The organism is Kitasatospora sp. GAS1066B, assembly GCF_041262605.1.
Classification (GTDB): Bacteria; Actinomycetota; Actinomycetes; order Streptomycetales; family Streptomycetaceae; genus Kitasatospora.
Genome location: NZ_JBGCCO010000007.1, coordinates 137556 through 163196, shown reverse-complemented (window position 1 = coordinate 163196; position 25641 = coordinate 137556). Strand labels below are relative to the sequence as shown.

Genomic DNA, 25641 nt, shown 5'->3' with positions numbered 1-25641 from the left:
CGTCTCGCAGAACCGCGGCCGCAGACCGGCCAAGACCAGCCGCCAGGAAGAGAGCATGTCCACACCTCAGGACCCGACCGTCGAGCTGCCGTCGGGCCAACTGTCCACTGTCGAGCTGCCGTCGGGCCAATTGCCGACCATGGAGCTGCCGTCGGGCGCGTTGTCCACCGTCGAGCCGTCCACTGTCGAACTCCCGGCGGGCGAGCTGTCCACCGAAGAGCTCCCGCCCGCCGCACCCCGCCCGGTCGATCCGGAGGTGGACAGCGCCACGTTGCTCGACGAGGAGGTCTGGGACACCCCGGCCGCCACCGTCGAGCTGCCCGAGGGCACGACCGCAGAGCCGGCCGCCACGGTTGAACTGCCCGAGGACGAGGACGGGCTGCGCCGCTTCGGTCCGGGCGTGCCGAGCTCGGCCACTGCGGCCATCCCGCCACTGGCCGCCGCCCGGTGGCGCGGCGTCGAGCCGCCGGCCCCCACCGAGCAGTCGCCCCGGCGCCGGGGCTCGCGGTGGCTGGTGCCGGTGCTGATCCTGCTGGCGGTGCTGGCCGTCCTGGTCTGGCAGTGGTGGCCGAATCCGCTCGCGGTCACCGGGGTCTCGGTGCGTACCGATCCGGCCGGCCCGGCCTGCGATGGCACCGCCGTCGTGACCGGCACCCTGGACACCGACGGCGGGGCGGGAACCGTCTCCTACCGTTGGCGGCGTAGCGACGGCACGGTCTCCGCCGACCTCACCCAGCCGGTTCCCAAGGGCAGCCGGCACACCGATGTGGTGCTCCGCTGGACCTTCGAGGGCAAGGGGGCCATGGCGGCCACCGCGACCCTGGAGGTCCTCTCGCCGGATCCGCGCAGTGCGGCGGCCTCGTTCGACTACAGCTGCCAATAAGTCTTCTGACGGTCGGTCAGTCAGGGTTGACCGGGCTCACCGCGTGCAGCGGTCCCCGTTGGGTTCACTGGCGGGCGCTCAGCCGTGCGGGGGTCAGGGCAAGGGTTGGGGGGATGGCCGCAGGTCGGGGGCGGATTGCCGGCGGTAGGCGGGGGTCGGGGGCGCGAGAACTCGCGGTCGTGGGCGGGGTGGGGGTGGTGGATGTGGTGGCCGTCACCGCCGGTGCGGGGTGAGGCCGCCCACATTGTCGACACCCGGTGAGCGGCTCCTGACCCAGCGCCCACTTCGCGAAGATCCGCAACGGCCGTGCGAATGGTCCACGTCACATCCGAGCCGGCCGGCCGCAGCACCGTCGTGGTCGCCGGCTGCACAGCAGCGACGCCGAGCTGGACACACCCTTCGCCCGGTTGCTGGACACGCCGTGCCCGGAGGGTGCAGGTGATCAGGGTCGACGAGGGCCCCACCTGCCGCCCGAACGTCTGACGGATCATCAGCAGGTTTGGCACACCTGGCCGTTGGTGGCCGAGGGTCAACCGCTCAGCGGCGGCCTCCACGCCCCGGCCGACCCTGCCGCATGACGAAGGCGCCCACCGTCACGGTGGGCGCCTTCGTCATGTCGCAGCGAGCGCGAACGCCACGACCGACCCAAGCTACCGTCTTCCGGCGGGATCGGAGGAGTGGTTCTGAACACACTGCCGCAGGCCCGCCGCTCGATTGACAGTACTCGAACGATCGGGCAAGAATCCGGGCACCCGGCGGTTCCTCAGCCAGAGGACAGCCACCACAACGACCGTCGGAGACCTTCACCGATATCAGTGCCCCGGCACCGCCATGCCTTGATCACCCGTGCCCGCTCAGCGGGCCGGCGACCTCACGAGGAAGACCCGATGCCCCCTTCCGCTCTCCCGCCCCGTCGTGCCCGACGTGCCCGTCGACGTGCTCGTCGCCGCATCGTCTGCGGTGTCGTCGGCACGGTCGGTCTGCTGGCCGTCCTGCTCAGTGCCTGTGGTGGGGGAGGCGGCGCCGGTAGCGCCGGGGGGCAGCCGGCTACCGGGCCGAGCACGGTCGCGGCCGGCGTTCCGGGCGCGAGCGCCTCGCCGTCGTCGTCCGCCTCTCCGTCGCCGGCCGGAGCGGTGTCGTCGGCCCCGGCGTCATCGTCGTCGGCCGGACCGTCGGCGGCGGCGTTCGCCGGGGTGTCGCTGACGGCGGCCGAGCTGCCCGCTGGCTCGGTCGAGCAGTGGAAGCCGCTCGCCGCGCCGCGCACCTCGGCGATGACCAAGGCCGTCCAGGTCAACGAGTGCGCGTCGGTCACCGGTGGTGTCTCCTGGCAGCAGCTGGGCTACGTCAGCACGTACCAGACGCCCGCCGAGCAGGACCTGTTCAGCTTCCGCGACGCCGCGTCCGCCCGGTCCGCGTACCAGAACCTGCTGACCCAGATGGGCAGTTGCCAGGCCCAGTCCCGCGCCCTGCAGACCAAGTCGCTCGGCACCGCCGACGCCGAGGTCGTCCAGACCGCCGGCACCGACCAGGGCACCGCCTGGTCACGCCACTGGAACGGGGTCGAAGGAATCTCCGCAGCGGGCCTGCAGACCGACCACCTCTATGCCGTCCAGCAGGGCAGCATCCTCGCCATCGTCCACTTCGACGAATGGGCCGGCGTCCCCGCCGCCCCCTACAGCACCCAAGCCGACGGAGACCTGCTCACCGCGGTCGCCCACCGGCTCGGTTGATTCACCCACTCTCCTGCCACCTCTCCCGTCCCTGGAGACAAGCATGCCTTCGCACCGCAAGATGCCCTCGCATCGCAAGCACGTCCGCCGCTGGGCCGTCGGCCTGGTCGGCGCCGGCGCCGCCTCCCTGCTCGCCGCCGTCCCCGCGCACGCCGCCTCGTCCGTCGACGGCACGATCTCGCCCACCGAGGTCATTCAGCGGGCCCAGAGCTGGGTCAGTGAGGGCGTGCCGTACAACCAGGGCGCCAACTACACCGACAGCAACGGCAGCTACCGCGAGGACTGCTCCGGCTTCGTCTCGATGGCCTGGCACCTGTCCGACAGCCTGGTCACCCAGACGCTGCCGAGCGTCTCCACCCAGATCGCCAGCAGCCAGCTCCAGCCGGGCGACGCCCTCGACTACACCGACGAGCACGTCATCCTGTTCGGCGGCTGGATCGACCAGTCCGCCGGGACCTTCAACTACTACTCCGAGCAGAACTCGCGGGTCCTGACCAACGAGTACCAGGGCGACCTCAACTCCAGCTCGGTGGCCGGCTGGCCGACCAGCTCGTACACGCCGCTGCGCTACAACAACATCTCGGGCGCGGCTCCCACCACGACGACTCCCGCTCCCGCTCCGACCCCGGCGCCCGCTCCGGCCCCGGCCCCGGCCGGCGGCGCCACGGGTACCACCGGTGGTACCGCTGGTACGGGTGGCAGCACCGGCGGCACCGCCTCGCGCCACGGCCACCACGGTTGGAGCTGGAGCTCCAACCACCGCTGGTGGTAAGCCGGTCACGCTGAGCTGAGTCGGCCCGCAGTGCGAAGGCCCCCGGTCCCTCGAAGGTGAGGGGCCGGGGGCCTTCGCACTGCTGTTGGGCGTGAGGACGTCAGGACACCACAGGGCTGCGGCGTTCGACCGTCCTGGCGATCCGGATACCGGGGGTCATGCCCGTGCCTCGACGCCGAGTTCGGTGAGCAGGCCGCGGACGCGCCGCTCGATCTCGTCGCGGATCGGGCGGACCGCATCGACGCCCTGCCCGGCCGGGTCCGCCAACTTCCAGTCCAGGTAGCGCTTTCCGGGGAAGTGCGGGCAGGCGTCGCCGCAGCCCATGGTGATCACGACGTCGGAGCTCTGCACGGCCTCGACGGTGAGCACCTTTGGCGTCTCGGCGGAGAGGTCGATACCGGCCTCGCGCATGGCGTCGACCACCGCCGGGTTCACGGTGTCGGCAGGGGCGGAGCCGGCCGAGCGGACCTGGACACGGTCCTGTCCGAGGTGGGCGAGGAAGGCGGCGGCCATCTGGGATCGCCCGGCGTTGTGGACGCAGACGAACAGCACGGACGGAACGGCGGGAGTGCTCACGGCAGGGTGCTTCCTTGATCGAGAAGAGAGATGCGGGAGGGCCGGTCAGCGGCCGGAGGCGGCGAGGTGGTGCTCGCTGTGCGGGACGACGACGTCCTCACCGGCGGGCGTGGGTCGGCCGAACAGTACGGCGACCAGTGCGACGCCGACGGCCAGGCCGACGAGTTGGGCGGCGATGAACGCCAGCACCGAGCCGGGGGCGATGCCGGCGAAAGTGTCCGTGAAGGCCCGGCCGACGGTCACCGCGGGGTTGGCGAAGCTCGTCGAGGACGTGAACCAGTAGGCCGCGCCGATGTAGGAGGCGACGGCGACAGGCGCGAAGTGCGCGCGACCCGTGCGGGCCAGGCCGAAGATCAGCAGGATCAGGCCGGCGGTCGCCACGACCTCGCCCAGCCACAGGTGTGGGGCCGAGCGGTCGTGGGTGGACCAGCGCACCAGCGGCTCGGCGAACATCGCGTCCGCGAGCACCGCGCCGCCGATCGCTCCGGCGATCTGTGCGGGCACGTAGGCGGCGACCTCGCGCAGGGTCGGGCCCCCGCCTGCGCGGCGGCCGGTCCACCAGGCGGCCAGGGTGACGGCGGGGTTGAAGTGGGCGCCGGAGACCGGACCGAGCAGGGCGATCAGCACGCCCAGACCGAAGACGGTGGCCAGGGAGTTGGCCAGCAACTGCACGCCGACGTCCTGGGAGAGCTTTGCGGCCTGGACGCCGGAGCCGACCACGATGGCGACCAGCGCGCCCGTCCCGACGAACTCGACGGCGGTGCGGCGGCCCAGCCGGGCGGGCGCGGTCATCTCGCAGCCCCCGCACCCGGGACTGCCCCGGTCGGAGCCTCCAGTAGCGAGGACAGGCGGGCGAGGGCTGCGGGCAGCACCCAGTAGTAGACCCAGGTCCCCCGTCGCTCGGAGTCGACCAGTCCGGCCTCGCGCAGCACCTTCAGGTGGTGGGAGATGGTCGGCTGGGAGACGTCGAACGGGCCGGTCAGGTCGCAGACGCAGGCCTCGCCGCCCTCGTGCGAGGCGATCAGCGACAACAGCCGCAGCCGCACCGGGTCCGACAGAGCCTTGAACATCCTCGCCAGGTCGGTGGCGGCCGCTTCGCCCAGCGGCTCGCGGACCATCGGCGAGCAGCACGCCACCGCTTCGTCCTGACCGAGCACCGGCAGTTCCAGATTCGACATACGTCTATGTTGACAGTCATCTAATCGAGTGGCAATCTCGGCTGTATCGACATCTGTCGATACAGGACTCGGATCGGGGAGACCACCATGTCCCGCGTTCAGCTCGCCCTTCGCGTCGCCGACCTCGAAGGCTCGATCGCCTTCTACGCCAAGCTCTTCGGCGTCGAGCCCGCCAAGCGCCGCCCCGGCTACGCCAACTTCGCCATCACCGAGCCCCCGCTCAAGCTCGTCCTGCTCGAGGGCGTCGCCGGCGAGGACACCCGCCTGGACCACCTCGGCGTCGAGGTCGCCACCAGCGAGGACGTGACCGCCGCCACCGACCGGCTGAGTGAGGCCGGCTTGGCCACCTTCGAGGAGAACAACACCTCGTGCTGCTATGCGGTCCAGGACAAGGTCTGGGTGCACGGGCCGGGCAAGGAGCCCTGGGAGGTGTACGTGGTCAAGGCCGACGCCGACCGGATCGGCACGAGCGCCACCCCCGCCGGTGACACCTGCTGCTGAGGCTCGCAGAGGCGGGGGCATGGCGGCGAGCCCACGACGGGCGGTGTGCTGACGGTTGGTCAGGTGGCCAGCAGGACGGCGACGCCCGTGATCCGGTCCGCCGCCAGGTCCGCCAGCGCGGCGTCGGCGCGGTCCATCGGATAGCGCTGGACGTGCACCTGCGGTCGGGTGCGGGCGACCGCGTCGAGGTAGGCCCGGCCGTCGGCCCGGGTGTTGGCGGTGACGCTGCGCAGGGTGCGTTCCTGGAACAGGTGGCGCTGGTAGTCGAGTACGGGGATGTCGGTGAGGTGGATGCCGGCCACCGCGAGGGTGCCGCCGCGGTCCAGGGCGCCGAGCGCGACCGGGACCAGGTCGCCGACGGGGGCGAACAGGATGGCGGAGTCCAGCGGTTCCGGGGGCGTCTCGTAGGCGTCGCGGGCGGAGGCGGCGCCGAGTTCGAGGGCCAGCCGCCGGGCCGGCTCGGAGCGGGTCAGCACGTGCACGGTGGCGCCCTCGGCGAGGGCGAGTTGGGCGGTGAGGTGCGCGGAGGCGCCGAAGCCGTAGAGGCCGAGCCGGCCGCCCGGTGGCAGGTCGGCGCGCCGCAGTGCCCGGTAGCCGATCAGGCCGGCGCAGAGCAGCGGCGCGAGTTCCTCGGCCGGCGGGCCCTCGGGCAGCCGGTAGCTGAAGTCGACGTTCGCCAGCAGCTGCTCGGCGTAGCCGCCGTGCCGGTCCCAGCCGGTGTAGCGGGAGTTCGGGCAGAGGTTCTCGTGCCCGCCCCGGCAGTACCGGCAGGTCCCGCAGATGCTCGCCAGCCAGGCCACGCCGACCCGGTCGCCGGGCGCGAAGCCGGCCGCCTCGGCGCCGGTGCGCAGCACCCGGCCGACCACCTCGTGGCCCGGCGTGCAGCGGGGCGTGCGGGGCGCGAGATCCCCTTCGGCCAGGTGCAGATCGGTACGGCACACCCCGCACGCCGCCACCTCGACCAGCAGCTCCCGGGGACCGGGTTCGGCCACCGGTCGCCGCACCCGGCGCAGCGGTGCGGAGCCGAGCGGGCCCGGGTGCTCCACCACCCAGGCTGCGATATCGGGCATGACGCGCTCCTCGGGGTTCGGCAGCGGGGCGGGCGGCTGCTCGCCCTTCTCCATCGTCCGCCGGGAACCTGCCGTCCGCCGTCACGGGCCGAGGGCCGGTCGGCTGGTTCGTAAGCGGCCCGAAGGGCGCACGATGGGAGCAGCGCAGGGCGTGCCGCCACCGGACGCCCGGCACCTCATGGAGGCCGTCATGCTCACCTCGGAACTCGACTCCGCGACCCTGGAGGGCTTGGTCTCCGCCGCGGTCGCCGCGCCGTCGCTGCACAACACCCAGCCCTGGCGGTTCCGATTCCGCCCCGACACCACCACGCTGGAGGTCCACGCGGTGCCGCAACCGGCGCTGCGGATCACCGATCCCAGCGGTCGCGGCCTGCACCTCTCGGTCGGTGCCGCGGTGTTCAACCTGCGGGTCGCCATCCGGCAGGCGGGCCACGAGCCGGTGGTCCGGCTGCTGCCCAGGACGCCCGAGCCCGACCTGCTCGCGGCGGTCCGCCTGGCCGGCCCGAGCCGGCCGCCCGAGGGCGGCGGGCGGGACCTCTACTCGGCGATCTGGCGACGGCACAGCAGCCGGCTGCCCTTCACCGACGCGCCGGTGCCCGCCGCGATCCTGACCGAACTCGCCGAAGCCGCCCGCGCGGAGGAGGCCTTCCTGGAACTGCCGAGCGAGCAGGAGATCCACCGGCTGCTGGCGGCGACGGCGGAGGGCGAGCGCCGCGCCGTCTCCGAGCCGGGCCGGCGCCGGGAGCGCTGGCAGGCGGTCCAGGACGACCCGAGCCGCCACTACGGCATCCCGACCGAGGCGATCGGCCCGCTGGACGCCGAAGGGCGCCTGCCGCAGCGCGACTTCGCGGCGTTGCGCCCCGGCGAGCACCAGCGCACTGCCGCGTTCGAGGCGCGCCCTCGGGTCGCCGTGCTCGGCACTGCGCGCGACGAACCCGCCGACTGGCTGCGCGCCGGGCAGGCACTGGAACGCGTGCTGCTGCTGGCCACCGCGCACGGTCTGCGCGCCTCGCTGCTGAGCCAGGCGCTGGAGTGGTCCGACCTGCGCTGGGCGCTGCGCGATCCGCGCCATGGTCCCGGGCACGTCCAGATGCTGATCAGGCTCGGCTACGGGCCCGAGGGTGCGCCGACGCCCCGTGCCCCGGTCGCCGAGGTCCTCGACCGGGACGGCTGACCTCGGGACGGTTGACCCCAGGCGGTTGACGTGCGCGCGCACCCGACAGAGCGCAGCGTGGAAGGGGGCAGCAGGAGAAGCGAGTGAGGTGAGGCAGCGTGGCCACAGCAGAGGAGACGCCTCGGGTGGTGGTCGGCGTCGACGGCTCGGCCTCGTCACGGGCCGCCGTCCGGTGGGCGGTGCGCTACGCGGAGTTGCTCGGCGCACTGGTGGACGCGGTCGGCGTGATCGAGGTCCCACTGAACTACGGCTGGTCGGCCCCGGTGGTCGACACCTCGCTGGACGAGCAGACGGCCCGGCGGAATTTCACCCAGGAGCTGGACTCGGTGTTCGACGGGAACCGGCCGGTGCAGGTACGGGAGTCGCTGGTGCGCGGGAACCCGGCCGAGGCGCTGGTCGAGGCGGCTCGCGGCGCGGAGGTGCTGGTGGTCGGCAGTCGTGGGCACGGCACCTTCGCCCGGGCGCTGCTCGGTTCGGTCAGCCAGCGGTGCGCGCTGCACGCGTCGTGCCCGGTGGTGATCGTCCGGGCGGACTAGGGCCTGTACGGCGGATCTTTTCGGATGAGCCCGCGGCGTTGGGCGCCCGGCTGGGCGTGCGCCCGAGTCGTCCTCGTACTGGACGTACTTGGGCGATTCGGGCGTGCGTCCAGCCGGGATGCCCGGCGTCGCGGGCCCGGAAAGATCCGCCGTACAGGCCCTAGGCCCTGAGGCCGACTGAACCGGCCTGGCTCAGTGGTACGGCACCACCGCGACCGGGCAGCCCACGTGGTGGATCACCGCGTGGGCCACCGACCCCAGGTGCGTGCCCGCCGGACTGCGCCGGCGGTGGGCGCCGACCACCAGCAGTTCGGCCGTCGCACCGGCGTCCACCAGGGTGAGCCCGGCGTGCCCGCGCAGCATCGCGGTCGCCGTGGGCAGGTCGGGATAGCGCTCCCGCCAGGGGGCCACCGCCTCCTCCAGGGCTCGCTGCTCGGCCTCGGTCGGCTCCTGCTGCAGCTCGCCGGTCGCACCGAAGTGCAGGTACTCGCTGCCGGCCGGCGGTCCCCAGGCATGCACCACGGTCAGCGGCGCCCCGCGCTCCGCGGCCGTCTCGAAGGCGAAGGCCGGCACCTCCTGGCACGGATACGCCAGGTCCAGGCCCAGGATCACGCCCTCGCCGGCGCTGTCGTCACCGGCGGTGCCGTCCGACGCGGGGCCGTCGTCCCCGGTCGGTCCGCCGGACGGCGCGCGCACCAGCACCACCGGGCAGGTCGCCTGGGTGAGCACCTGGTGGCTCACCGAGCCGACCAGGAAGCCGCGCAGCGCGCCGAGCCCGCGCGAGCCGAGCACCAGGATCGCGGCCCGGTCCGCGGCGGCCGCCAGCACGCCGACCGGGTCCTTGCGCACGTGCGTCTCCCGTACGTCGAGATCGGTGAACCGGGAGCGGATCTCGTCCGCCCGCGCGGTCAGCTGCTCGCGGCCCCACTGTTCGGCCTGCCCGGTGCTCGGGGCCTTGCCGTGTCCCCAGGGCCAGGCCTGCAGGATCTCCAGCGGGAGTTCACGCCGCTCCGCCTCGCGCGCGGCCCACTCGGTGGCCGCGCGGCTCGCGTCCGATCCGTCGAATCCGGCGATCATCACTCTGTTCACGGCCTGCCTCCGGTGCCGGGCCGCCATACGTAGTGGCGGGTCCGTCTTCCATCGTGCTCACGGAGGCTCGGACCGCGCACCCCGATCGCCGTGCGCGGCCCGTGCCGTCGGTCAGCCCAGCGGCTTGTCCAGCACCGCCTTGAGGTGGCTGAACGTGTCGATCGAGTACTCGCCGTGGTACCGGCCGAGACCGCTCTCGCCCACGCCGCCGAACGGCAGCTCGGGGACGGCCAGGTGGGAGACGGTCAGGCCGAAGACCAGGCCGCCGGAGGAGGTCTCCTGGGTCAGCCGCTGCTTGGTCCGCTCCGAGGCGGTGAAGGCGTACAGCGCGAGCGGCTTGTCGCGCTCGTTGATGAAGGCGATCGCCGCGTCGAGGTCGGGGACGGCGACGATCGGCAGGACCGGCCCGAAGATCTCCGCCCGCATCACCGGCGCCTCGGGGGAGACGTCGGCGAGGACGGTCGGCGCGAGGTAGCGCGCGGCCCGGTCGTGCCCGCCGCCGGTGACCAGGCGCCCGTCGCCCAGCAGCGCGGTCAGCCGGTCGTGGTGGCGCTCGTTGACGACCCGGCCGTACGCGGGGCTGGCCGCCGGGTCGGGGCCGTACAACGCCTCGACGGCGGTGGCCAGTTCGGCCTCCAGCGCGGCGGCGGTGTCGCCGATCGCGAGGACGTAGTCGGGGGCGACGCAGGTCTGGCCGGCGTTCTGGAACTTGCCGCGGGCGATCCGCTGCGCGGTGGCCGCCAGGTCGGCGCCCGGCTCGACCACCGCGGGGCTCTTGCCGCCGAGTTCGAGGGTGACCGGGGTGAGGTGCTTGGCGGCGGCCGTCATGACGATCCGTCCGACCATGCCGTTGCCGGTGTAGAAGATGTGGTCGAAGCGCTGCTCCAGCAGTGCGGTGGTCTCGGGCACGGCGCCCTCGACCACGGCGACGGCCTCCCGGTCGAGGTAGCGCGGCAGCAGCCGGGCCAGCGCCGCCGAGGTCGCCGGGGCCAGCTCGCTGGGCTTGACCAGCACGGTGTTGCCGGCCGCCAGCGCGCCCACCACCGGGGCCAGGGCGAGCTGCAGCGGGTAGTTCCACGGCGCGATCACCAGCACCACACCGAGCGGGTCGCGGACCACCTGGGCCTCGGCGGGCTGGAAGGCGGCCGGGACGGCGGCGGGGCGCGGGGCCAGCCACTCCTCCAGGTGCGCCACCGTGTGGTCCAGCTCGTTCAGGGTGAACCCGATCTCGCTGCGGTACGCCTCGGCCTCGTTCTTGCCCAGGTCGGCGTGGAGCGCGGCGAGGAACTCCGCGGACCGCTCGGTGAGCAGCGCGCGCAGGGCGGCCAGCTGGGCCAGCCGCCAGGCGAGCGGCCTGGTCCGCCCGGTCTCGAAGGTGCCGCGCAGCCGTGCCACCACGTCGGCCGGGTCGGTGGCGGCGGCCCGGACCAGCATCCGGGCCAACTCGGCGGAGGAGCCGGGGTTCTGGCCGGTGTAGAGGTTGCGGTCGACCACGGTGTGCGGGGCGAACGGCGCGGCCGCCACGAAGTCGGCGCCGAGCTCGACCAGGCGGTCCTCGAGCAGCCAGCGGGCCTTCTCGGCGAGGCCGGCCGCGGCCTCCTCGGCGTTGCTGAAGGCGGTCATCCGGTAGCCGGCGAACGGCCAGCCGCCGTCCTGCCGGCGGGCGGCGAGCAGCGCGGCGGGCGCGTGGCAGACCACGCCCAGCGGCCGGCCCGACTCCAGGGTGCGGGTGAGGATCCGACCGGAGGCCTCGTCCACCGCGAGGTCCTCCATCGGGCCGTGGCCGCCCGGGTAGAAGACCAGGTCGTAGTCGTCCGGGTCGATCTCCGTCAGCTTGGCCGGGTGCGCCAGCACCTCGCCGATGCCCTCCAGGTAGGCGGCGACGCGGTCGGCCTGGGACTGGCCGCCGTTGGCGGCGGCGCTCAGGCTGCCCTGGTCGACCGGGGCGGCGACACCGTCGGGGGTGGCGACGGTGATCCGGTAGCCCGCCTCGCTGAAGATCCGGTGCGGCTCGGCGAGCTCCTCGGCCCAGAAGCCGGTGGGGTGCGCGGTGCCGTCGGCCAGGGTCCAGTGGGTGGCGCCGGTGACGACGAAGAGAACGGAGGTCATGGGTGGTGCTCCAGGCTTGGCAGTGGCTGAGGTCCGGCCGCGCTGGAGGCGGAACGGGCCTGGGGCTTGAAGTCCTAGATGGTTGATGTCTTCAAGCAATAGGTCGAAGGTAGACCTGAAAGATTGAGGATGTCAAGCAATCTCCCGTACACTTCCACCATGACCGAGCCCACCGTGCTGCCTGCCGCCGCCACGCCCGACCGGCTGATGGATCAGCTGGCCCGGGCCGCGGCGGCGTACTACCGGCAGTTCGCCGCGATGGCGGCGGAGAGCGGCCTGACCTTGATGCAGGGCAAGACGCTCAGCCTGCTGCGCGAGCCGAAATCGATGCGCAGCCTCGCCGAGCTGCTCGCCTGCGACGCCTCCAACATCACCGGCATCGTCGACCGCCTGGAGACCCGCGGGCTGGTCCGCCGTGAGGTCTCCCCGGCCGACCGGCGGATCAAGAACGTGCTGCTGACCGAGGAGGGCGAGCAGGCCGTCCGCCGGATCCGCGCGCGGGTGAGCGCCGGCCTCACCGGTCTGGAGCGGCTGAGCGCGGAGGAGCGGTCGAGCCTCCAGGACCTGCTGGACCGGGTCTTCCCCGACGCGGCTGGGTGACCGGGCGGGCAGCTCAGTGCTGGACGCCGGTGGACAGCGAGAAGTCGGCGAAGTACGCGTGCTGGGTGGAGCGCGGGCCCCAGCTGGTGTCGTGCCCGCCGTAGAAGGTCGAGAAGAGGACGCCGGAGAACGGGATGCCCTTGATCCCGGAGGCGATGCCCTTGCCGAGGTAGACCTGCCGGCCGTCGAGCCAGACCGTCACGTCGCCGGTGTTCCGGTTCACCAGCTGCTCCGCGGTGTGCCAGCCGCCGTCGGCGGGCCACTTCCAGCTGCCCAGCCCCTCGTCGACGCCGTAGCCGGTGGGGCCGGAGTTGGTCGGGGTGTAGAGGTAGACCTCGCCGTTGTCCGGCACCCCGTTGGCGCCGCGCCACATGTAGCGGGTGGACCAGCCGTTGCCGTGGTTGCCGCCGGACTCCTGGCCGATCGTCCCGCCGTACAGGCCGGGCAGCTTGCCGGCCTTGCCCCAGTCCATGCCGGTGGGGAACTCGAGGTGGTACCGCAGGTCCAGGGTGGCCGAGTTCTTCAGCGAGCCGAGGCCCATCGCGGTCAGATCGGTGTAGTACTGCCCGCCGCCGGGGGTGGGGCAGTCGGAGCAGCTGTTCGCGGAGGAGCCCTTGCCGTAGGTGACGCGCAGCGCCGAGCCGTCGCCGGGCGCCGTCGGGTCGCCGGCCTTGGCGAGGTCGGCGGCGCCCCAGCCGCCGCTGCCGGCCACGCCCCACGCGTGCTGCCAGGTGCTGCCCGGATAGCCGGTGAACTGGCCGGTCCAGGCGGGCGCAGCGGCGCGGGGGGCGGCGCTCGCGGCGGTGGCGAAGGTCGTGGTGAGGGCGAGGGCGGCGGCTGCGGCCAGGGCCAGTGAGGCCGAGCGGCGGCGGAGTTGGCGAGCCATCAGATCGACTCCTGGGTGTCAGAGCCAAGCGGGAGCTGAGTTAGGAACTTTTCCTAACCATTTCACGGAGCTTGACGCTGACCCGCCAAGCTGTCAAGAGGCGCGGCGCCCGCCGCAGATGCGTCGGGGCCGACAACCCGCCACGGTGCGTGGCAGGTTGTCGGCCCCGAGGGCAGTAGGCCGGACCGTTACAGCACCCGCTCCAGGCGGTCCGCCATCAGCTTGACGAACCGTGCCGGGTCGCTCAGCTCGCCGCCCTCGGCCAGCAGCGCCATGCCGTAGAGGAGTTCACCGGTCTCAGCGAGGTCGGCCGCGCCGCCGCGCTCGCCGTGCGCCTTGTTGAGGCCGCTGACCAGCGCGTGCCCCGGGTTGAGTTCGAGGATGCGCTTGACCCGCGGCACCTCCTGGCCCATCGCCCGGTACATGCTCTCCAGCGCCGGGGTCACGTCATGCGTGTCCGAGACGATGCAGGCGGGCGAGACGGTGAGCCGGGTGGACAGGCGCACCTCCTTGAGCTGCTCGCCCAGCTGCTCCGTCAGCCAGCTGAGCAGCCCCGCGTACTCCTGCTGCCGCTGCTCCCGCTCGTCGGCGGCCTGCTGCTTCTCCTCCTCGGTGTCGAGGTCGACCTCGCCCTTGGCGACCGAGCGCAACTGCTTGCCGTCGAACGCCGGGACGGCCTCGACCCACACCTCGTCGACCGGGTCGGTCAGCAGCAGCACCTCGATGCCCTTGGCCCGGAACGCCTCCATGTGCGGGGAGTTCTCGATGGCCTGCCGGGACTCGCCGGTCAGGTAGAAGATGTGCTCCTGCCCGTCCTTCATCCGCTCGACGTACTGCTTCAGCGTGGTCGGCTCGTCCTGGTCGTGCGTGGTGGCGAACGAGCAGATGCCGAGGATGGCGTCGCGGTTGTCGAAGTCGCTGAGCAGGCCTTCCTTGACCACCCGGCCGAACTCGCGCCAGAAGGTGGCGTAGCGCTCGGCGGAGCCGGCCATCAGGTCCTTGACCGCGGCGAGCACCTTCTTCGCCAGCCGGCGGTGCATCATCTGGATCTGGCGGTCCTGCTGGAGGATCTCGCGCGACACGTTGAGCGACAGGTCCTGGGCGTCGACCACACCCTTGACGAAGCGCAGGTAGCTCGGCAGCAGCGCCTCGCAGTCGTCCATGATGAAGACGCGCTTCACGTAGAGCTGGACGCCGCGCTGGTGGCCCTGGGTGAACAGGTCGTGCGGCGCGTGCGAGGGGATGAACAGCAGGGCCTGGTACTCGAAGGTGCCCTCCGCCTGCAGCCGGATGGTCTCCAGCGGGTCCAGCCAGTCGTGGCTGATGTGCTTGTACAGCTCGTGGTACTCGGCGTCGGACACCTCGTCCCGCGAACGCGCCCAGAGCGCCTTCATCGAGTTGAGCGTCTCCGGCTCGCGCGCGGCCTGCGCGTCCGCTTCGCCCTCGGTGTCCGTGGCGGCCTCGGGGACCATCCGGACCGGCCAGGTGATGAAGTCCGAGTACCGCTTGACGATCTCGCGGATCTGCCAGGCGGCGGTGTAGTCGTGCAGCCCGTCCTCGGTGTCCACCGGCTTGAGGCGCAGCGTGACCGCGGTGCCCTGCGGCGCCTCGGCCACCGTCTCGATCGTGTAGGTGCCCTCGCCGGTGGAGGCCCACCGGGTGCCCTGGCTCTCGCCGGCGCGCCGGGTGAGCAGCTCGACCTCGTCGGCCACCATGAAGCTGGCGTAGAAGCCGACGCCGAACTGCCCGATCAGGCCCTCGGCGGCGCCCGCGTCCTTGGCCTCCTTCAGCTCGCGCAGGAACGTCGCGGTGCCGGAGTTGGCGATCGTGCCGATGAGCTTGACCACCTCGTCGTACGACATGCCGATGCCGTTGTCGCGCACCGTCAGGGTGCGGGCGTCCCGGTCGGCCTCGACGGCGATGTGCAGATCGGACACATCCACGCCGAGCGTGTCGTCGCGCAGGGCCTCCAGGCGCAGCTTGTCCAGCGCGTCGGAGGCGTTGGACACGAGCTCGCGCAGGAACACGTCCTTGTTCGAGTAGATCGAGTGGATCATCATCTGCAGGAGCTGACGAGCTTCCACCTGGAACTCAAACGTCTCAGCCGCCATGGCTTGCGATTCCCTCCTCAAGTCACCGGGGTGACGGAAAGCTGACCTGAGCACTGTAGATCAACCGGTCGACATCAGTGGTCGGGCGGGTGAAGCACTCCGCGTCGCAGCGCTCCGCTGACGGTCCGTCACGTTACACTCGCCCCGTCACGAAGCTGCGGGAGCCGGCATCACGCCGCGGGGAGTCAGGGAGGGCGGGACGGCTCACATCACGCGCGAACGCCTCACCAGGACGCTGACGTTCTGGCTGCGCCCGACCTTCGCGCTGCGCGTCGTCAGCCGCTTCCAGACCGTCGTCGGCTTCGACCGCTCGATGGCCCTGGCCTCCAGCGCGCTGACCGCGCTGGTCCCGCTCGCGATCCTCGGCGGCACCGTGCTGACCAGGATCGGGCACCAGGACCTGGCGGGCCGGATCATCAGCCGCTACGGCCTCACCGGCGGTGGCGCCGAGGCGGTCCGCCAGCTGTTCGCGCCGAACGCCGACGCCGGCGCGGGCGTCGTGAGCACGATCTTCCTGGTGATCTCGCTGCTGAGCTTCACCCGGGCGACCCAGCGACTGTTCGAGCAGACCTGGCAGCTCAAGCCGCTCAGCGTGCGCAACACGACGAACGGCCTGCGCTGGGTGGCCGGCCTCGCCGGCTACCTGCTGGTCACCGGTTGGCTCCAGGCCGCCTTGGGCTGGGGGTACCTCGGACTGGCCGCCGCCGTCGCCGAGCTGCCGGTGACGGCGGCGTTCCTGGTCTGGACCGGCTGGGTGCTCTCCGCGAAGCGGATCGCCTGGCGGGACCTGCTGCCGTTCGGGGTGATCGCCGCCGTCCTCTCCGCGCTCTACGCGGTGGGCGCGACGATCTACCTGCCCCGCCTCTTCAGTTCCTACGCCACCCGCTACGGCGTGGTGGGCGCGGTCTTCGCGATGATCTCGGCGCTCTTCATCGTGATGCTGGTGACCGTCGGCTCGGCAGCCGTCGGGCGGGAGGTGCAGGACGAACTCGGCCGCATCCGCCGAGGGCAGCGACCGGCCGACGACGAGATCCGCCGGCAGTGGGACACCGTGGTCGAGCAGATGCGATCGCGTTGGCACTCCGCCCGGGAGCAACTCGGCTCGCGCCGCGAGCACGACGACCGGGGCGATCCGGGCGGCCCGGAAGCGGACTGACGGTGCGTCAATCCAGCGCGGTGGCAGTCCGGGATCGCGGCGCGGTGTCGCCGAGGGCGATGAGCACGGCGCGCAGGGCCTGGCTCGCCTCGGCCGTCCCGGTGACCGGTCGGGCGCCCCGGCGCAGCAGCGCGGTCTGGGCGCCGACCACATCCCGGACCGCCTCCAGCGCGAGGTCGGCTCCCGCGCTGGTCAGGCGGGTGGGGGAGGAGCGGGCGTCGGCGGGATCCGTGGCCCGGCCGACGAGTCCGCGCCCCTCGAGGCGGCGGAGCGCGTTGCTGATGCCGCCCGAGGTCATCAGGATGCGTTCGGCGAGTTCGGACGGGCGCAGCCGGTAGGGGGCGCCGACCGAGCGCAGGGTGCTGAGGATGTCGTATTCGGCCTTGCTGAGACCGTAGGGCCGCAGCCGTTCCAGCAGGACCTCCTCGAGCAGCACGTGCAGGCGGGCGACGCGCTTGACCAGTTCGAACTCGCTCTGGAACTCGCCCTGGACGACCTCCGGCTGCTCCGCCAGCCAGGACGCGGTGAGGGCGTCCACCCGGTCCTGATCGTTCATGGTGCCCCACTCCCTCGTCCTCGTCGGCGTCCGCCTCCCGCGCTGGCATCCTAATTGCTTTCGAACTATCTTTCACGAAAGGTAACTGCGCCGCGCGAGCGCGACCGAGGGAGTGGGGCACCATGAGTGACACCGAGCGCATCACCCAGCTCATCCTGCACGAGCGCCAGGGGCGCGACCGTGGCTGGTGGGAGCAGTTGGCGGCGGCCTACTGGCCGGACTCCCGGGTGAGCCTGAGCTGGTACACGGGCAGCGGCCCCGGTTTCGTGGCCGGCTCGCGGGACATGGTCGGGCGGGGCGACCAGAGCGTGCACCGGATGTCCCCGCCGGCCGTCCACCTCGCAGGCGACCGGGGCTACGTCGAGGCGCCGGCAGGCGTCGAACTCCGCGTGGTGATCGACGGCGTCCTCGTCGACCTCGTCTCCTGGGTCCGCCTCAACTACCGCGTCGAGCGCCGTGACGGCGTGTGGAGGATCCTCTCGCTCGACGCGATCTACGAGCGCGACACCATCGCCCCGGTGGTGCCCGGCACGACGATCACGATCCCGCCGGCGCGACTCGCACCCTTCCGTCCCTCCCTGGCGCTCCTCGCCTACTACCTGCGGTCCCGCGGCTACTTGATCGGCGACGGGCTGCTCGGCGACGACGAGCCCCAGGCTCGCGACGCGTTCTACGCCGAGGTGCTGGCCTGGCTGCACGCCTGACACCCCGTCGCCCCCGCGCCGGGTCCGGACGGACCGACGGCGCGGGGGCGCAGTGAGCGTGTCGGCGCTACCTCAGGCCCTCCGCCAGCGGCCCGAGGGCCAGCGCGGGCAGGAAGTTGAGCAGCGCCAGGATCAACGCCGCGCCGGTGGCCAGGGTGACGAAGTTGACCCCGGAGGCGCGCAGCGTGCCGGCCGTCACGACGCCCGGGCGCTGCCTGGCCAGCTTGCCGGCCAGGGCGAGCACGAAGGCGATCGGGACGTAGCGGCCGAGCAGCATGGCGACCACCATCAGGCCGTTGTGGAAGTCGGTCGCGCCGTTGAAGCCCGACATCGCGCTGCCGTTGCTCTGCGTGTTGCTGGTGTAGGCGTAGATCAGTTCGGTCAGGCCGTGCGGGCCAGGATTGCCCATGTCGGCCGCGCCGTCCTGGCCCAGGCCCACCGAGACGGCCGAGCAGACCAGGATGACGGTCGGTGCGACCAGTGCGTACATCACCACGTAGCGCATCTCCCCGAGCCCGATCCGCTTGCGCAGGTACTCGGGCGTGCGGCCGACCATCAGGCCGCCGATGAACACCGCGATCAGCACGGCGATCAGCAGGCCGTAGAGGCCACTGCCGGTGCCGCCGGGGGCGATCTCGCCGAGCATCATGGCCGCCAGCAGCACCCCGCCGCCGAGGCTGGAGAAGCTGTCGTAGGAGCCGCCGCCCGCGCCGTCCGCGCTGCCGGTGGCCGAGACGCCGAAGAGCGTGGTCCCGGGGATGCCGAAGCGGGTCTCGGTGCCCTCGTACTGGCCGCCGACCGCCGCCGCGACCGGGCTGTGGGTCGAGTGCTGGGCGAGCGAGGCCGCCGCGAGCAGCAGGCCGAACAGGATGCCGACCACCGCGAGCAGGGTCCAGGACTGCTTGAGGCTGCCGACCATCCGTCCGAAGGTGCGGATGAACGCCGTCGGGATCAGCAGCATCAGCACGATCTCGATCAGGTTGCTGGCCGCGTTCGGGTTCTCGAACGGGTGTGCGCTGCTGGCGTTGAAGAAGCCGCCGCCGTCGCCGGAGAAGAGCTTGACGGACTCCCAGGAGCCCACCGGGCCGCCGATCAGCGTCTGCTGACCGCCCGTCAGTGTGGTGACGGTGTGGCTGCCGCCCAGGTTCTGCTCGACGCCGAGCGCGATCAGCAGCAGTCCGGCCACCACGGCGAGCGGCACCAGGACCCGCCCGATGGTGCGGATCAGGTCGACCCAGAAGTTGCCCAGCTCGTCGGTGCCGTGCCGGACCAGGCCGCGGATCAGCGCCAGGGCCGCGCAGATGCCGACCGCCGCCGAGGCGAACGCCTGCACGCCCAGGCCCGCCATCACCGCGAAGTGCCCGGTGCCGGTCTCCGGCACGTAGTTCTGCCAGCTGGTGTTGGTGGTGAAGCTGACCGCGGTGTGCAGCGCGGTGCGCCACGGCATCCCGCCGATCCCGCGCGACCACGGCAGGTGGCCCTGGCCGATGAGCAGCGCGAAGAGCGCCGCGATGCTCATCACGGTGAAGGCGAGCAGGGCGAGCAGGTAGTGCCGCCAGTCCTGCTCGCGGTCCGGGTCGATCCCGCAGACGCGGTAGAGGGTCCGTTCGATCTTCAGGTGACGGCCGCCGTCGAGCTGGCGGGCCAGGTGGTCGCCGAGCGGGACGTGCAGTCCCACCACCACGGCGATCACCAGGAAGGCTTGCATCAGGGCGATCACGGGTCAGGCCCCCTGGTTCGGGTAGCTGCGGTCGAGGGCCAGGTTGAGTTCGAGCACGTTGACGCCCGGATCCCCGAGGATGCCCAGGGCCCGCCCGGTGGTGTACTCGGCCACCAGCGCGCGGACGTTCTGCTCGCTGGTGTGGCGCCGGCCGGCGATCCGGGGCACCTGGAGCGCGGCGTAGGCCGGACTGATCTGCGGATCCAGGCCGCTGCCACTGGCGGTGACCGCGTCGGGCGGCACCACGGGGTGCGCGGGCGCGTCGCCGCGGATCGGCACGGTGACCGCGCCGCTGTAGCCCTCGCCGGGGGTGGCGCAGCTGACCGGAAGTCCCTGATACTCCGTCAGGAACGGCTTGGCCGGGCAGGCCTGGTCGAGGCTGACCACCTTGGTGGCCGTCCCGCCGGTCCCACCGTCGTAGTAGACGCCGAGCACGGCGCCCACCCCGTCCGTGGTGCAGTAGGGGCGCGAGCCGTCCACGTGCTCCAGCGCGCCGACGGCCGCGCTGCGCGCGCAGACCTGGGTGAGCAGGCTCGGCTTGAAGGTCTTCGGGTCGTTGTTCGTCTCCAGGGTGTCCACGACGCTCTGGGCGCCGAGGTTGCTCGCACCGGAGGCGGTCGGGTCGTAGCCGTCGCCGCTGCCCGCCGCCGAGGGGCGGGACTGGAAGTACTGCGGCAGCGCGTTGCCCTTGCCGTCGGTGAAGGCCTGGCCGATCAGGCTGCTGCCGACCATCGAGCCGTCCGGGCCCTTGAGCCTGGAACCCTGGGCGGGGGCGGCCAGCCCGGGGACGTGGGCGAGCGCCGTCATGCCGAGCGGGTAGAGCAGGCCGGTGGTCAGGGTGAGCACCAGCACGACCCTGAGCGCGGCCAGGTGTTGGGAGAGCCACACGGGCAGTCGGTTCATGGTCAGATCCCCGGGATGAACTGGACGAAGAGCAGGTCGATCAGCTTGATCGCGACGAACGGCACCAGCACGCCGCCCAGCCCGTACACCCACAGGTTGCGGGTGAGCAACGCCGAGGCGCTGGCCGGGCGGTAGCGCACGCCGCGCAGCGCGAGCGGGATCAGCGCCACGATCACCACCGCGTTGAAGATGACGGCGGACAGGATCGCGGACATCGGCGAGTGCAGGTGCATGATGTCCAGCGCGTGCAGGCTGGGGTAGACCGCGCCGAACATGGCCGGCAGGATCGCGAAGTACTTGGCGATGTCGTTGGCGATCGAGAAGGCGGTCAACGCCCCTCGGGTGATCAGCAGTTGCTTGCCGATCTCGACGATCGCGATGATCTTCGTCGGGTCGGAGTCGAGGTCGACCATGTTGCCGGCCTCCTTGGCGGCCGACGTGCCGGTGTTCATCGCCACCCCGACGTCCGCCTGCGCGAGCGCCGGCGCGTCGTTGGTGCCGTCCCCGGTCATCGCGATCAGGTGGCCGCCGGCCTGCTCCTGCTTGATCAGCGCGAGCTTGTCCTCGGGGGTGGCTTCGGCCAGGAAGTCGTCGACGCCGGCCTCGGCGGCGATCGCCTTGGCCGTCACCGGGTTGTCGCCGGTGATCATCACGGTCCGGATGCCCATCCGGCGCAGCTCGTCGAACCGCTCCTTGAGACCGGGCTTGACCACGTCCTTGAGGTGGATCACCCCCAGCACCCGGGCCGGTGCCCCGGAGTCGTCGTGCTCGGCCACCGCCAGCGGGGTGCCGCCGGCCGCCGACACCTGGTCCACGGCGGCGCCCAGCGCGGGCGGCACCTCGCCGCCGCGCTCGCGCACCCAGGCGGCGACGGCGGCCGCCGCGCCCTTGCGCAGGCAGCTGCCACCGGGAAGATCAACCCCGGACATCCGGGTGGTGGCGCTGAACGGGACGAAGGCCGCACCCTCGTCCTGATGCTCCGTCAACTCGTAGTGGGTGCGCGCGAAGGAGACGATGGAACGGCCCTCGGGCGTCTCGTCCGCCAGGCTGGAGAGCAGCGCGGCCTCGGCCAGGCGCCGCTGTGCGACCTCGCCCACCGGCAGGAACTGCGACGCCTGCCGGTTGCCGAAGGTGATGGTGCCGGTCTTGTCCAGCAGCAGGGTGTTGACGTCGCCCGCCGCCTCCACGGCCCGCCCCGACATCGCCAGCACGTTGCGCTGCACCATCCGGTCCATGCCGGCGATGCCGATCGCGGAGAGCAGCGCGCCGATCGTGGTCGGGATCAGGCAGACCAGCAGCGACACCAGCACGATCCCGGTGACGCCGTCGCCGTTCAGCACGGCGGTGTTGTGGGCGGCCACGTTGTACTGCTTGGAGAAGACCGCCATCGGCTGCAGCGTCACGACCGCCAGCAGGAAGACGAAGGTCAGCATGGTCAACAGCAGGTTGAGCGCCAGTTCGTTCGGCGTCTTCTGCCGGTTCGCCCCCTCGACCAGCGAGATCATCCGGTCCAGGAAGCTGTCGCCGGGCTCCTGGGTGATCCGGACCACCACCTGGTCGGAGAGCACCCGAGTGCCGCCGGTCACCGCGCTGCGGTCGCCGCCGGACTCGCGGATCACCGGGGCGGACTCACCGGTGATCGCGGACTCGTCGATGCTGGCCACACCCTCGACCACGTCGCCGTCGCCCGGGATCAACTCCCCGGCCTCGACCAGCACATGGTCGCCGCGACGGAGCTGGGCGGCCGCCACCGACTCCTCGGCGGTACTGCCGGGCCAGCCGGTCAGCCGGCGGGCGGTGGTCTGCTGCCGGGTGCGGCGCAGCGTGTCGGCCTGGGCCTTGCCCCGGCTCTCCGCCACCGCCTCGGCGAGGTTGGCGAAGACCACGGTCAGCCAGAGCCAGCCGGCGATCAGCAGGCCGAAGAGCGAGGGGTGGCGCCCGGCCAGCACGGTGGTGAGCGCCGCGCCGACCTCGGTGACGAACATCACCGGATTGCGCACCAGGGTCACCGGGTTGAGCTTGCGCAGCGCCTCGGGTAGGGCACGCCAGAGCTGCTTGGGATCGAGCACGCCGGCCCCTACCCGGCGCGGGCCGGTGGGCGGGGGCGGGATCACGGAGTCGGTGTCCGGCTTCACCGGAGCCGCCGCGGACATCAGAACTTCTCCGGGTACTTCAGGGCCAGGATCAGGTAGCCGACCAGGGCTACCGCGATCAGCAGGCCGACGGCGTTCTCGACGCTCATTGGGGGGCCTCGATCGAGCAGGGGGGAACCACGAAGGGCACATGGACGGGTGGGCACAGCTCTCCTCCGGGCGGCCACCTGGTGAGGAGCCGGCGACCGCCCGGAGGTGTATCAGGGGCGCCGTCAGGCGGCGCGACCGACCCGGCTGGGGCGCGGCGCGAAGGCGGCCGCGGGCCAGTGATCGGGGTCGGGAGTCTGCGGGAGACGCTCGCACGGCGCGGTGGCCGGTACGGCGAAGCCGGCCGGCAGCGGCGACGGCGCGGGGGCGGCCAGCTGCGGGTCGACGGTGAGCGCGGTGACGCCCAGCGGCTCGGCCAGCGCGCGCAGCGCGGACTCGGCCAGGACGATCCAGGGCTGGTCGGGACCGAGGACCTCGGTCAGCTGCCGCTCGGTGCTGAAGGCGACCGCGGTGCGGGCACCGAGCGGGCTGCGGAAGAAGCGGGGCGCGTGGCCCAGCGGACCCGACCGGACGGGGACCAGCAACTGTCCGGTCGGGACGGGTTCGTTGGGCTCGGGGGCCTCGGCGTCCTGACGCTGGTTCATGGCATACCTCCACACAGGTGGAACGGGATGGGTACCGCGCTGGTCCGGGCTACCGGGGCGCAGCAGTGACGCTATGCCCGGCGGCCGGTGGATACGCAGCGGTCCTGACGGCTCCTTGATCCCGAAGCCCGTTCTCCTGACACGGTGTTGATATCGGTGGCGCCAACCCTGGCCGAGACGCCGCCCGAGCGCGTAGGACCTGCTGAAACGGCGTGCGGCGGCCGGCGGCGCCGCGCAGCGCTGCGCAGCGCCAAGGAGTCGTCAAGATGCGCCACGGTGTCGTGAAGATCGCGTCAGGAGGCCGGGGTCGGAACGGTGACGCGCCCTAGCGTCGACGTTCGAGGGCGCCGTTCGACTCTGTGGGGGAGAAGGGCCGGTGCCCGTCCGCGCGCGGCGATTCTGCTGATCGACCGCGGCGGCGAGGTGGTGGGGGACCGATGCAGGGCCTGGCATGGCGGCCGGGCCCTGCATAGTGGTCTAGGGCCTCGGCGGGTCGTCCGGTCGCCGTTCAGGGCGCCGGGAACCTGTCCGCCAGGCCGCCGAGTTCCTTGAGCGAGGTCTGCGCGGCCGCCAGCTCGGCCCGCTGATCATCCGTCAGTTTGCTATAGCAAGCAGCGAGTTCATCAACAGCCCGAAGGGCCGTGGCCAGCGCCCGGCGAAGCTCGTCCGCCGGGCCGGCGGATTCCGCGACCGCCTGTCCGGTGCTCGGCAACCGTTCGCCCGACCGCGGCGGCTCGCCCGCCTCGACGGCCGCCGGCTCGTGCGGCCCCTGGTGCTGCCGGACCTGGTGCCCCGAGTGCGCATGGGTGACCAGGTGCACGTCGATGTCCCCGGACAGCTCGGTGGTGGTCTCGCCGATGCCGGGCCCGGTGAACCTGCGCCGCAGCCGGCTGCGGCGGCTGGTGCCGAGCACCAGCTGGGTCGCCTCGTGGTCCCGGGCGAAGCCGAGCAGCGTGGCGGGGACGTCCTCGCCCGCCACCTGGTGGTAGCTGCCGCCCAGGCACTCCACCAGCCGTCGCTGGGCGGCCAGCGTGCCGGAGGCCACGTCGGCGAGCCCGTCACCGGGGACGACGTGCACCGCGAGCAGGTCGCCACCGCTCTCGCGCGCGGCGATCCGGGCGGCCCGGCGGATCAGGGTGTCGCCCTCGGGGCCCCCGGTGAGCGCGACCACCACCCGTTCGTGCGTCTCCCAGGTCTCGTCGATCCCGTGGTCGACCCGGTAGCGGCGCAGCGCGTCGTCCACCCGGCCGGCGAGCCAGAGCAGCGCGATCTCGCGCAGGGCGGTGAGGTTGCCGATCCGGAAGTAGTTGGCCAGCGCCGCGTCCACCCGGTCGGGCGCGTACACGTTGCCGTGCACCATCCGCCGGCGCAGTCCCTCCGGCGGCATGTCGACCAGCTCGATCTGCTCGGCCCGGCGCACCACCTCGTCCGGCACCGTCTCCCGCTGCGGCACACCGGTGATCTTCTGGATCACGTCGTTCAGCGACTCCAGGTGCTGGATGTTGACCGTGGTGATGACCTCGATGCCGGCGTCCAGCAGTTCCTCGATGTCCTGCCAGCGCTTCTCGTGCCGCCCACCGGGGATGTTGGTGTGGGCGAGTTCGTCGACCAGTGCCACCCCGGGCCGCCGGGCGAGCGCCGCGTCGAGGTCGAACTCGTCGAACCGGCCGCCGCGGTAGTCGCGTTCGACGCGTGGCAGCACCTCGAGCGGGTGCAGCATCTCCTCGGTGCGGTACCGGCCGTGGCACTCCACGAAGGCCACCACCACATCGGTGCCCCGGGCCGCGCGCCGGTGGCCCTCCTCCAGCATCCGGAAGGTCTTGCCGACCCCGGGTGCGGCCCCCAGGTAGACCTTGAGCCGACCCCGTCCGGTGCGCACGGGAGCCGCCTGGGCCGGTTGCTGCGGCTCGGCCATCGCAGTCCTCCTCGCAGGCGCGGTCACGCGTGGTGGCGCGCGGTCAGCCGAGCCGGGCGAGCGCCAGGTTGAGCGTCACGACGTCCACGCGTTGCTGGCCGAGGAAGCCGAGCACCCGGCCCTCGACATGGTCGGCGACCAGCTGGTGGACCCGTTGCGGGTCCAGGCCGCGGGCCTTGGCGACCCGGTCGACCTGCTGATAAGCGTAGGTCGGGGAGATCGCCGGGTCGAGGCCCGAGCCGCTGGCGGTCACCGCGTCCGGCGGCACCTGGGCCGGGTCCACCCCGTCGAAGGCGGCGACGGCCGACCGGCGCTGCTGGACGGACTTCAGCAGGCCCGGGTCGTTCGGCCCGAGGTTGGAGCCGCCGGAGGCGCTCGCGTCGTAGCCGCTGCTCCCGGCCGCCGAGGGACGCGGCTGGAACCACTTGGGGTCCGGCTGCGGCGCCGCGCTCGGGCCGGACGCGGGGAGCGTGAAGTTCTGGCCGATCAGTCCCGAACCGACCGCCTGCCCGTTCTGGCGCACCAGCGAGCCGTTGGCCTGCCCGGGCAGCAGGGCCTGCGAGAGGCCCACGATGACCAGCGGATAGGCGATCCCGCAGAGCACGGTGAAGACCAGCAGCACGCGCAGGCCGGTCAGATGCAGCTTGGCCAGGGTGGCCAGCGGATTCGCCATGAGGCGCTCCTTCG

Annotated in this window: 24 protein-coding genes and 1 pseudogene; 9 read left to right on the top strand and 16 right to left on the bottom strand. The window is 72.4% G+C overall.

Translation table 11 applies throughout. From position 1 onward, the window contains the following. Positions 1–55: 55 nt before the first annotated feature. From ABH937_RS10130 to ABH937_RS10120, 3 genes are all read left to right on the top strand, one after another. Complete coding sequence (locus ABH937_RS10130; protein WP_370217965.1) at positions 56–883, top strand: hypothetical protein; 828 nt, start codon at positions 56–58, stop codon at positions 881–883. Positions 884–2016: 1133 nt separating this feature from the next. Continuing rightward, positions 2017–2613: a hypothetical protein gene (locus tag ABH937_RS10125; RefSeq protein ID WP_280689309.1), complete on the top strand. Its 597-nt coding sequence runs from the start codon at positions 2017–2019 to the stop codon at positions 2611–2613. A gap of 43 nt (positions 2614–2656) precedes the next feature. After that, entirely contained in the window at positions 2657–3385 is a 729-nt protein-coding gene (locus ABH937_RS10120; RefSeq protein ID WP_280689310.1) for a hypothetical protein, read from the top strand. Positions 3386–3541: 156 nt separating this feature from the next. On the opposite strand, the gene ABH937_RS10115 is transcribed toward ABH937_RS10120, so the two are convergent. The 3 genes from ABH937_RS10115 to ABH937_RS10105 are packed head-to-tail and all read right to left on the bottom strand — an operon-like array spanning position 3542 to position 5139. Further along, a complete protein-coding gene (locus ABH937_RS10115; RefSeq protein WP_280689311.1) occupies positions 3542–3961 on the bottom strand; it encodes an arsenate reductase ArsC in 420 nt (139 codons plus the stop codon). Positions 3962–4006: 45 nt separating this feature from the next. Further along, positions 4007–4753: an MIP/aquaporin family protein gene (locus ABH937_RS10110; protein WP_280689312.1), complete on the bottom strand. Its 747-nt coding sequence runs from the start codon at positions 4751–4753 to the stop codon at positions 4007–4009. Next, entirely contained in the window at positions 4750–5139 is a 390-nt protein-coding gene (locus ABH937_RS10105) for a metalloregulator ArsR/SmtB family transcription factor (protein WP_280689313.1), read from the bottom strand. The genes ABH937_RS10110 and ABH937_RS10105 overlap by 4 nt, the downstream gene beginning before the upstream one ends. An 87-nt stretch (positions 5140–5226) precedes the next feature. On the opposite strand from ABH937_RS10105, the gene ABH937_RS10100 reads away from it, so the two are divergent. Further along, positions 5227–5640, top strand: a complete 414-nt coding sequence (locus ABH937_RS10100; protein ID WP_280689314.1) for an ArsI/CadI family heavy metal resistance metalloenzyme — start codon at positions 5227–5229, stop codon at positions 5638–5640. A gap of 59 nt (positions 5641–5699) precedes the next feature. On the opposite strand, the gene ABH937_RS10095 is transcribed toward ABH937_RS10100, so the two are convergent. After that, positions 5700–6701, bottom strand: a complete 1002-nt coding sequence (locus tag ABH937_RS10095) for a zinc-dependent alcohol dehydrogenase family protein (RefSeq protein WP_370218017.1) — start codon at positions 6699–6701, stop codon at positions 5700–5702. Between the two features lie 142 nt (positions 6702–6843). On the opposite strand from ABH937_RS10095, the gene ABH937_RS10090 reads away from it, so the two are divergent. Then, positions 6844–7884 (top strand): nitroreductase family protein, encoded by a 1041-nt coding sequence (locus ABH937_RS10090; protein WP_348533637.1) that lies wholly within the window; start codon positions 6844–6846, stop codon positions 7882–7884. A gap of 98 nt (positions 7885–7982) precedes the next feature. Beyond that, entirely contained in the window at positions 7983–8420 is a 438-nt protein-coding gene (locus tag ABH937_RS10085) for a universal stress protein (protein WP_280689316.1), read from the top strand. A 192-nt stretch (positions 8421–8612) separates the two neighbouring features. On the opposite strand, the gene ABH937_RS10080 is transcribed toward ABH937_RS10085, so the two are convergent. Both ABH937_RS10080 and ABH937_RS10075 read right to left on the bottom strand, forming a co-directional pair. Beyond that, a complete protein-coding gene (locus ABH937_RS10080) occupies positions 8613–9509 on the bottom strand; it encodes a universal stress protein (RefSeq protein WP_370217962.1) in 897 nt (298 codons plus the stop codon). A gap of 111 nt (positions 9510–9620) precedes the next feature. Continuing rightward, positions 9621–11618 carry an aldehyde dehydrogenase family protein gene (locus ABH937_RS10075; RefSeq protein ID WP_370217961.1) on the bottom strand — a complete coding sequence of 666 codons (1998 nt, stop codon included), beginning with the start codon at positions 11616–11618 and terminating at the stop codon, positions 9621–9623. 159 nt (positions 11619–11777) lie between these two features. Between ABH937_RS10075 and ABH937_RS10070 the strand changes: the two genes are divergently transcribed. Then, positions 11778–12218: a MarR family winged helix-turn-helix transcriptional regulator gene (locus ABH937_RS10070; protein WP_370217960.1), complete on the top strand. Its 441-nt coding sequence runs from the start codon at positions 11778–11780 to the stop codon at positions 12216–12218. A 13-nt stretch (positions 12219–12231) separates the two neighbouring features. Here the strand turns inward: ABH937_RS10070 and ABH937_RS10065 are convergent, their stop codons facing one another. Both ABH937_RS10065 and htpG read right to left on the bottom strand, forming a co-directional pair. Next, complete coding sequence (locus tag ABH937_RS10065; protein ID WP_370217959.1) at positions 12232–13104, bottom strand: polysaccharide lyase; 873 nt, start codon at positions 13102–13104, stop codon at positions 12232–12234. 188 nt (positions 13105–13292) lie between these two features. Beyond that, positions 13293–15215: a molecular chaperone HtpG gene (gene htpG / locus ABH937_RS10060; protein ID WP_370217958.1), complete on the bottom strand. Its 1923-nt coding sequence runs from the start codon at positions 15213–15215 to the stop codon at positions 13293–13295. 313 nt (positions 15216–15528) lie between these two features. Between htpG and ABH937_RS10055 the strand changes: the two genes are divergently transcribed. Continuing rightward, entirely contained in the window at positions 15529–16371 is an 843-nt protein-coding gene (locus ABH937_RS10055) for a hypothetical protein (RefSeq protein ID WP_348533638.1), read from the top strand. Between the two features lie 7 nt (positions 16372–16378). On the opposite strand, the gene ABH937_RS10050 is transcribed toward ABH937_RS10055, so the two are convergent. After that, entirely contained in the window at positions 16379–16927 is a 549-nt protein-coding gene (locus ABH937_RS10050; protein WP_280689322.1) for a MarR family winged helix-turn-helix transcriptional regulator, read from the bottom strand. 122 nt (positions 16928–17049) lie between these two features. On the opposite strand from ABH937_RS10050, the gene ABH937_RS10045 reads away from it, so the two are divergent. Further along, entirely contained in the window at positions 17050–17631 is a 582-nt protein-coding gene (locus ABH937_RS10045; protein WP_370217957.1) for a nuclear transport factor 2 family protein, read from the top strand. A 67-nt stretch (positions 17632–17698) separates the two neighbouring features. On the opposite strand, the gene kdpA is transcribed toward ABH937_RS10045, so the two are convergent. The 7 genes and pseudogenes from kdpA to kdpC all read right to left on the bottom strand — a co-directional run bounded on the left by kdpA (position 17699) and on the right by kdpC (position 25627). Beyond that, positions 17699–19351: a potassium-transporting ATPase subunit KdpA gene (kdpA, locus tag ABH937_RS10040; RefSeq protein WP_370217955.1), complete on the bottom strand. Its 1653-nt coding sequence runs from the start codon at positions 19349–19351 to the stop codon at positions 17699–17701. Positions 19352–19354: 3 nt separating this feature from the next. After that, complete coding sequence (locus tag ABH937_RS10035) at positions 19355–20254, bottom strand: potassium-transporting ATPase subunit C (RefSeq protein WP_370217953.1); 900 nt, start codon at positions 20252–20254, stop codon at positions 19355–19357. A 2-nt stretch (positions 20255–20256) separates the two neighbouring features. Then, complete coding sequence (kdpB, locus tag ABH937_RS10030) at positions 20257–22407, bottom strand: potassium-transporting ATPase subunit KdpB (protein WP_370217952.1); 2151 nt, start codon at positions 22405–22407, stop codon at positions 20257–20259. After that, positions 22407–22496 (bottom strand): K(+)-transporting ATPase subunit F, encoded by a 90-nt coding sequence (gene kdpF, locus ABH937_RS10025; protein WP_280689327.1) that lies wholly within the window; start codon positions 22494–22496, stop codon positions 22407–22409. The genes kdpB and kdpF overlap by 1 nt, the downstream gene beginning before the upstream one ends. A gap of 123 nt (positions 22497–22619) precedes the next feature. Next, a complete protein-coding gene (locus ABH937_RS10020; protein WP_370217951.1) occupies positions 22620–23039 on the bottom strand; it encodes an SAV_915 family protein in 420 nt (139 codons plus the stop codon). 790 nt (positions 23040–23829) lie between these two features. Beyond that, a pseudogene (locus tag ABH937_RS10015) lies at positions 23830–24954 on the bottom strand (universal stress protein); the annotation flags it as partial. Positions 24955–24997: 43 nt separating this feature from the next. Further along, positions 24998–25627: a potassium-transporting ATPase subunit KdpC gene (gene kdpC / locus ABH937_RS10010; protein WP_280689329.1), complete on the bottom strand. Its 630-nt coding sequence runs from the start codon at positions 25625–25627 to the stop codon at positions 24998–25000. Between the last annotated feature and the right edge of the window lie 14 nt (positions 25628–25641).